This window comes from Frankia sp. AiPa1 (genome assembly GCF_023243075.1).
Taxonomy (GTDB): Bacteria; Actinomycetota; Actinomycetes; order Frankiales; family Frankiaceae; genus Frankia.
Map to the genome: position 1 here is coordinate 91,445 of NZ_JALKFZ020000032.1, position 7,411 is coordinate 98,855.

General features: G+C 69.0%; 7 protein-coding genes. 4 read left to right on the forward strand and 3 right to left on the reverse strand.

Going from position 1 to position 7,411, the window contains the following annotated elements; translation table 11 throughout:
• Positions 1-186: 186 nt before the first annotated feature.
• Entirely contained in the window at positions 187-1,503 is a 1,317-nt protein-coding gene (locus MXD95_RS05040) for an MFS transporter (RefSeq protein WP_250639351.1), read from the reverse strand.
• 204 nt (positions 1,504-1,707) lie between these two features.
• Here MXD95_RS05040 and MXD95_RS05045 point away from each other — a divergent pair, with 204 nt between their 5' ends.
• A complete protein-coding gene (locus tag MXD95_RS05045; RefSeq protein WP_250639352.1) occupies positions 1,708-2,682 on the forward strand; it encodes a LysR family transcriptional regulator in 975 nt (324 codons plus the stop codon).
• A 150-nt stretch (positions 2,683-2,832) separates the two neighbouring features.
• On the forward strand, positions 2,833-3,297 hold the full coding sequence (locus MXD95_RS05050; protein WP_250639353.1) for a thiol-disulfide oxidoreductase DCC family protein: 465 nt from the start codon (positions 2,833-2,835) through the stop codon (positions 3,295-3,297).
• 149 nt (positions 3,298-3,446) lie between these two features.
• Here MXD95_RS05050 and MXD95_RS05055 read toward each other — a convergent pair whose 3' ends face one another.
• Positions 3,447-4,088, reverse strand: coding sequence for a TetR/AcrR family transcriptional regulator (locus MXD95_RS05055; protein ID WP_250639354.1), 642 nt, complete (start codon positions 4,086-4,088; stop codon positions 3,447-3,449).
• Positions 4,089-4,307: 219 nt separating this feature from the next.
• On the opposite strand from MXD95_RS05055, the gene MXD95_RS05060 reads away from it, so the two are divergent.
• Positions 4,308-5,138: an SDR family NAD(P)-dependent oxidoreductase gene (locus tag MXD95_RS05060; protein WP_250639355.1), complete on the forward strand. Its 831-nt coding sequence runs from the start codon at positions 4,308-4,310 to the stop codon at positions 5,136-5,138.
• Positions 5,139-5,618: 480 nt separating this feature from the next.
• Complete coding sequence (locus tag MXD95_RS05065; protein WP_250639356.1) at positions 5,619-6,239, forward strand: NADPH-dependent F420 reductase; 621 nt, start codon at positions 5,619-5,621, stop codon at positions 6,237-6,239.
• 145 nt (positions 6,240-6,384) lie between these two features.
• On the opposite strand, the gene MXD95_RS05070 is transcribed toward MXD95_RS05065, so the two are convergent.
• On the reverse strand, positions 6,385-7,411 hold a 1,027-nt coding region (locus MXD95_RS05070), incomplete at its 5' end, for a zinc-binding dehydrogenase (RefSeq protein WP_285223521.1).

Sequence of the window (7,411 nt, forward strand, 5' to 3'; positions counted from 1 at the left end):
CGGCTGAAAAGAGGCACGGTTCGGCGAGGAACCTCGGTCGACTATCGGCGGATAAATCGGCGACCACCACGCGGCGACGATAGGCGATGGAAAGTCGCCTGGCAAGCGTTCGCCGGTCGAATCGCCATCCGACTGTGCCATCTGTTGTCCGACGCCCGGCCTGGCCTTTTAGGCTGGCCTCGCTGGTTACGTCGCCTCGCTGGGAACAAGGCGTTCTCGCCCGCGGGGCAGTAGCACCGGAGTGGCGAGTATGAGCAGGCCGGCGACGGTGATGGCGGTGCGGGGGCTGGTCGCGCCCGCGAGCAGGCCGCCCAGGGCGGTGAGGCCGGCGATGGCGGTGCTGGTGCTGATCGACCAGGCCGTCAGGACCCGGGCGACGCGGTCGCGCGGAGTCTGTTCGAGCCGGTAGGTGGCGAGCACGGGTGCATACATGCTCATGCAGATGATGATCAGGAGCTCGACGACGATCACCGTCAGCAGCCCGGCGACGCCGGGACGGACGAGCGCCAGCCCGATCAGCCAGACCACCCGCAGCGTCCCGACGGCGCGGAACACCCAAAGCCGCCCGCGGCGCGCCACGACCCGGCGGGCCAGCCGCGAGCCGATCAGGCCGCCGACGCACGGTACGGCGAACGCAAGCCCGTACTGCCAGGGGGGCATGCCGTACTCACCGAGCAGCAGCACCGCCAGCAACGGTTCCGTCGCCATGATCATCCCGTTGACGAGCAGGGCGTTGAAGAACAGCGCGCGCAGCTCGGGATGGCCGAGGATGTGCCGCCAGCCCTGGAGCGCCGCAGCGCCCCGACCCTGCCCGGTGCTCTGGCCGTCGACATCGGGCGGCCCTTCCCGGTGCGCGCGGCGCTCCCCGTTTCGCTGGCGGGCACTGTCCACGTCCTGCTGGCTGGTCTGCCGGCCGTCCCGCTCGCCGGTCTGTTCGCGGATGGCGGTGAGGCCGAGGGCGGACAGCAGGTAGCTGACGGCGTCGGCCACAACCGTGGTGACCGGGCCGAACAGGCCGATCGCCGCGCCGCCCAGCGGTGGGCCGAGCGCCAGCGAGCTCCAGGATGTCGACTCGAACCTCGCGTTCGCGACCAGCAGGTCGCCGGGACGAACCAGGACCTTGAGGTAGCCGCCGCTGGCCGCGTTGAACGCTATCTTTGCCGCGGCCACCAGAATGGACACAACCAGAAGTTGTGCAATGGTGAGCCGGCCGAGGAGGTAGGCCAACGGGACCGTCAGCATCGCCGCGCACCGGGCCAGGTCCATCGCGACCATCACCGAACGGGCTCGGCGGGATTCCACCCAGGGTCCGAGCGGTATCGCGAGCAGTGCTCCCACCGCCGGCCCGACGGCCGACAGCGCGGACACCTCGGCGGCGCCGGCATGCAGCACCACCACGGCAATCAGTGGAAACGCGCCGAACCCCAGCCCAGTGCCATAGGCGCTGACCGCGTACGCGGCCCACAGCCACCTGAACTCCCGTCCCAGCGATCGCCTGCCCACCGATCTACATGCCCCTTCGAGGTTCTCCGCCTGCTCTCCCGGCGTACTCCGTCCGAGCCATGCGCCGCGCCGCCGGTGTCGCGTTCGGTGTGCGGATGGACTGTCGGACGTCGGCCCGCCCGATCGAATCAGGACCTCGCCGCGTGATCAAACATCCAGCCGGACCGCATTCCACAACCATTGGTTGTGCGCTAGGGTCCACGGATGGACCTGGATGGCGTGCGTACGTTTGTCGCCATCGCGGACGTCGGGCAGTTCCAGGACGCGGGCGCGCTGCTGGGGGTCAGCCAGCAGGCCGTCTCCAAGCGCATCGCCGCGTTGGAGAAGGACCTCGGGGTGCGGCTGTTCGTGCGCACCGCCCGCGGCGCGCGGATCACCATCGACGGCCAGGCGTTCCTGCCGCACGCCCGGGAGCTCCTGCGGGCAGCGGAACGGGCCGTGGAGTCCGTGCGCCCCGGCCGGCGGGCGCTGCGGGTGGATGTCGTCAACCGGCGCGTCGCCGCGGCGGTGCTGCTCCAGGACTTCTACCGTGCGCATCCCGAGACCGAGCTCGATGTCGTCACCCTGGACATCGACGTCCACGCCGCCGCCGCCGCTGTCGAAGCCGGCACGATCGACGCCACCTTCCACGCCGTCCCGGTGCCCCCCACCGGGGCGCGGGTGCTGCCGGCGGCGCTCGCGAGCATGCGGGTCATCGACGAACCGCACGAGCTGCTCGTCGGCCCGCGCCATGCGTTCGCCTACGCGCGTTTCCTGCGCCCGCGGATGCTGGTCGGGCATCGAATCTGGATGCCCGGCATGGCACCCGGCACGGAATGGGCCGCCTATTACATCGAGTTCGCTGCCGCTTTTGACCTGACCATCGACCTCGTCGGACCCATCTTCGGCAACGAGGCGCTACTGGAGGAGATCGCCGAGTCGGACGACCTGGCGACTCTCGTCGGTGAACGTTCACGCTACCTCTGGCCGGACCGGTACGATCTGCGGCGCGTTCCGATCCGTGACCCGTCTCCGATCTACCCGATGTCCCTGATCTGGCGGCGCGACAATCCCCATCCGGCGCTGGGGAGTCTGCGCGACCATCTCGACGTCCGGCGAGCCGACGCGGACAGGTCGGACGCGGACGCTGATCTCTGGACGCCGGCCTGGCACACCCTGTCCGTGCCGGAGTCCCGTTGAGGGAGACGATGTCCGGTCCACAGCACGGCGTCGATCGGTCACGGAGATTGATCGGTCACGGAGATTGATCGGTCACGAAAGTCGATTGGTCCCGGAAGTCGATCGGTCCTGGCAGTAGGGAGGTGACGATCCTGCGGGCACAGTGGAGAGATGACGGATCAGCTCAGAAGTCCGGATCGTGCCTTCGGCCGGCAGCCGCTGTTCACTTATGACGGGGACTGCGGGTTCTGTACCCGGTCGGCGCAGTTCATCGTGAGCGTGGTGCGGCCCGCGGTCGAGGTCGAGGCGTCGCAGCGGCTGCCGCTGGCCGAGCTGGGGGTGAGCGAGCGCGACGCCGCACGGGCGGTGCAGTGGATCGGGCCGGACGGGCGACGGGCATCCGGCGCGGCCGCGATCGCGCTGCTCCTGCGCCGGGCCGGCCCCACTGGACGGGCCGCCCCGGTCTGGCGGGCTGTCGGATGGGTCATGGCGATCCCGCCGGTCTCCTGGCTAGCGGCCGGCGTGTACCGGCTGGTGGCCGTCCACCGCCACCGGCTGCCCGGCGGCACGGCCAGCTGCGCCGTTCCGTCGAGCAGCCGCCGCCGACCGGAGGCGACCGCGCGGACGGTCAGATGATCTCGGTCGAGTCGACGCACTACCTTCTCGCGCATGCCGCGCCGGACCCCGTCACCGCGCTGGTCGCGCCGGCCCGAGTCCCGGCAGCTACCGCTCCGGCCGCGCCGAACTCGACGTCGTCTTCCGGCCGACGAGGCGTGATCGGGCCGTCATTGGGCTCCCACCGGAACGGGAGCAGACCCGGTGGTTCCGCGGTCATCGCTGGGCTGCCGAGGAGATGACGCGGGGATGGCGTTGTCGATGAGGACGGCGGCGATGGCGGCGGCGGTGGGGAAGGATTCGCTGTTGAGGACTCGGGTGCGGGCCGAGGCGCCGTCGATGAGCAGCGCCAGTTGTTCGCCGAGTTGTTCGGGGTTGGTGGCGCCGGCTTCGCGGGCGGTCTCGGTGAGCCGCGCGGCGATGGCGGTCTTGTAGTCGCGTGCGTACTGGGATGCGGGATGTTGGGGGTCGTGGAGTTCGACGGCCGCCGCGATGTAGGGGCACAGGGGAGTGGACGCGGGTATCTCGAAGGCGGCGAGGAGTCGTTCGCGGGGTGTGAGGTCGGTGCGGTCGAACACTCCGGGCATGACGTCGGGATCGAATCGGCGCAGGTATTCGGCGACGAGTTCGTCCTTGCTGGTGAAGTGCTGGTAGGCCGTGCGCTTGGACACCTGGGCCACGGCGCAGAGCTGGTCCATGCCAGTGCGGTTGATGCCCTGATCGCGGAACAGCTGCTGTGACGCGCTGAGTATGCGCTCGCGTGCGCCCCTGCCGCGGCGCCGGCCCAGCGGGCCCTTCTCCAACTCCGTCATGCCTCCAGCATAGACCGTTCGGTACAGATCGGTCTACATAGCTTGCGTTCGGGTTGATCATCCGTTACGTTAAGTATACGGTACGGTGTACATATGCCTGGACCGTGCGCCCTTCGCGATGACGGAGATCTCGCAGGGTGAGAGCGGTCCCGATGATCGTCGGTGCGGCGGTGTGCCGGGCGTCCCGCGGCGGGGTTGGTACCGACCGGTGTATGTAGCTTGCTCTCCGGCCAGCCATCGGGTACGTTAGGTACACAGTCCGGTTTATATAAGAACCGAACTGTTTCGGATACCCATCAATTCAACGGAGTGATCGTGGGAAAGCTCGATGGCAAGGTAGCGGTGATCACCGGCGGATCCACCGGCATGGCGCTGGCCGGCGCCAAACTGTTCGTCGAGGAAGGAGCGCACGTCTTCATCCAGGCCCGGCGGCAGGAAGCACTGGACGACGCCGTCAGGCTGATCGGCCGCAACGTCACCGCCGTCCAGGGTGACGCGGCCGAACTGGACGACCTGGACCGCCTGTACGACACCGTCAAGCGGGAAAAGGGCTCGATCGACGTGCTGTGGGCCAGCGCCGGGATGGGCGAACCCGCCGTCCTCGGCGAGATCACCGAGGAACAGTTCCACCGCGCCTTCTGGCTCAACGCGCGCGGCACCCTGTTCACCGTGCAGAAGGCACTGCCGCTGATCAACGACAACGGCTCGATCTTCATGACCGGATCCAACGCCTCCCGCGGCGCCTTCCCCGGCTGGAGCCTCTACGCGGGAAGCAAAGCCGTCCAGCAGGCCTGGGCCCGCGTCTGGCTCAACGAACTGCGCGACCGCAGGATCCGGGTCAACGTCCTGACCCCCGGCCAGGTCGCCACCGCCAAACAGGAAGAACTGTTCGACGAGGCAACCAAGGCCGCATTCGAGTCCCTCATCCCCCGCGGAAAGATGGGCCGCCCCGAAGAAATCGCCACCGTCGCCCTGTTCCTCGCCTCAGACGACTCCAGCTACGTCAACGGCCTGGAACTGGTCACCGATGGCGGCACCACCGCCATCTGAACCACACACCAGGAATGCTGCGGGCACACCCCACAACAACCCGGTCGCCACAACGAACTGATCTCGAACGCGGACATCCGCAACACGCCGAAGTGTTGCGCGGGCGCCGAATTCGCGTGCTGTCGATGATGATTGACGCGGACGGCAGGATTGCCGAGGTGACCATATTCTGGCGCCCGCTGCCGTCCGCCGTCGAGATGCAGGGTCACCTCACGCCTCTCGTCGGCATGCAGCCCTGGGAACTGCGCACCAAGGGAGAGTAACGATCACGGGATGCCCTCGTCCCATGTCCCTGACCTGACCCCCGCTTTTTTGGAATGACGGCAGGTTCACGCATCCCAGGATACCGGCGGAAGACGAGCCGGAGGTGCCGGGAAGGGCGCGTCAGTTGGCCCAGAAACGTCGCGGCCGACGCCCTGCTCCTGACCCGGCGCGAACGAGACAGAGCGACACCTCGAGAACAGGAAGAGGGCACACCTCATGAGCAGCATCACCCTCATCGGTACGGGGAACATGGCCCGTACCATCGGCACGCTCGCGGTGGCGGGCGGCAACACCGTCGAGGTCATGGGACGCGATCAGTCCAAGGCCGATGACCTGGCCAAGGCTCTGGGCGGCGGCGCGGCGACGGGCAAGTGGGGCGCCGTCCCGGCCGGGGACATCGTCATCACGGCCCTGTTGTACGACGGTGTCGTTCCGGTCGTCGCCGAGTACGGAGACGCCCTCGCGGGCAAGGTCATCGTCGATATCAGCAACCCCTTCAACGCCACGTTCGACGGACTGGCCCACAGCGAGGAGACCTCGATCGCGCAGGAGGTCGCCAAGGTGGCCCCGGCCAGCGCCAGCGTGGTGAAGGCATTCAACACCATCTTCCGTAAGGTCCTGGAGAAGGGCCGGCCCAACGTCTTCATCGCTGGCGACAATGCGCCGGCCAAGGCGGACGTGGCGGCATTCATCGAGAGCCTCGGGCTGCGCCCGCTGGACGTCGGCGGCCTGAAAATGGCGCACTGGCTGGAAGGAGTGGGCGTGGTCACGGTGGGCCTCGCAGGCAACGGGGTTGGCCACTGGGACTTCGCCCTCGGCGTCGACGAAAGCACATAGGTCTCCCCCGACCGGCACACCGGAAGCCGGCGCATACCACCACCGACCGCGGCTGAGCTGGCCCGAGGCCGGGGCTGGACGTCGGCCCCCCGGACATCGCGGGGGCCGACGCGGCAGTCAGCGGACGCCGGTCAGAATGCGGCGGTCAGAAGGTGATCGCGCCGCGCAGGATCCGGCCGGCCTCGAGGTCCGCGTAGCCGTCGTTAACCTGGTCCAGGGTGTACCTCTTGGTAATCAGCTCGTCGATCTTGAGCTGGCCGGTCCTGTACAGGTTGAGCAGCCGGGGAATGGCCGTGCGCGGGCTCTGTGAGCCGTAGAGGCAGCCGCGGATCTGCTTGTTGCTCAGGGTCAGGCTGAACAGGTCGAGATCCGCCTTCTGCTGGCCGAACGGCGCCACCGAGGTGACGACGCAGATCCCGTCCTTGGCGGTGAGGTCGAGCGCGGGCTGCAGCAGCTCGGAGTGCATGACCGAGTACGCGCAGATCACCGAGTCACACAGCTTGCCCTCGGTCAGGTCCCGGATCGCCGCGGTCGCCTCCTCCAGCGAGGCGAACGCATGGGTGGCGCCGAAGCGCAGCGCCTGCTCCCGCTTGAACTCGACCGGGTCGACCGCGAAGATCAGCCGCGCCCCCGCGATCCGCGCGCCCTGCACGGCGCTCACGCCGATACCGCCGATGCCGAGGACGGCGACGACGTCCCCGGGCCTGACCTCGGCCCGGTTGACGGCGGAGCCGAAACCGGTCGCGACGCCGCAGGACACCAGGGCGGCGACCTCCCAGGGGACGTCCGGGTCGATCTTCACGAGGGTCGACTCGGCGAGCAGTTGACGCTCGGAGAACGCGCCGATCTGGGAGTAGCGCGCGACCGCCTCGTCGCCGAGCCGGTGGGCGATGCGCCCGTCGGTCATCATCCCGACCGCGAACAGCTTGGCGCCGTCGTCGCACAGGAACGCCCGGCCCGTCCGGCACGGCCCACAGTTTCCGCAGGAGGGAATGAACGACATGGCGACATGATCACCTGGCTGGACCGAGGTGACGTCCGGCCCGACCTGGACCACCTGGCCCGCGCCCTCATGACCGCAGACCATCGGGTAGTGGGGGGGGGGGGGGGGGGGGGGGGGGGGGGGGGGGGGGGGGGGGGGGGGGGGGGGGGGGGGGGGGGGGGTCGGGGGG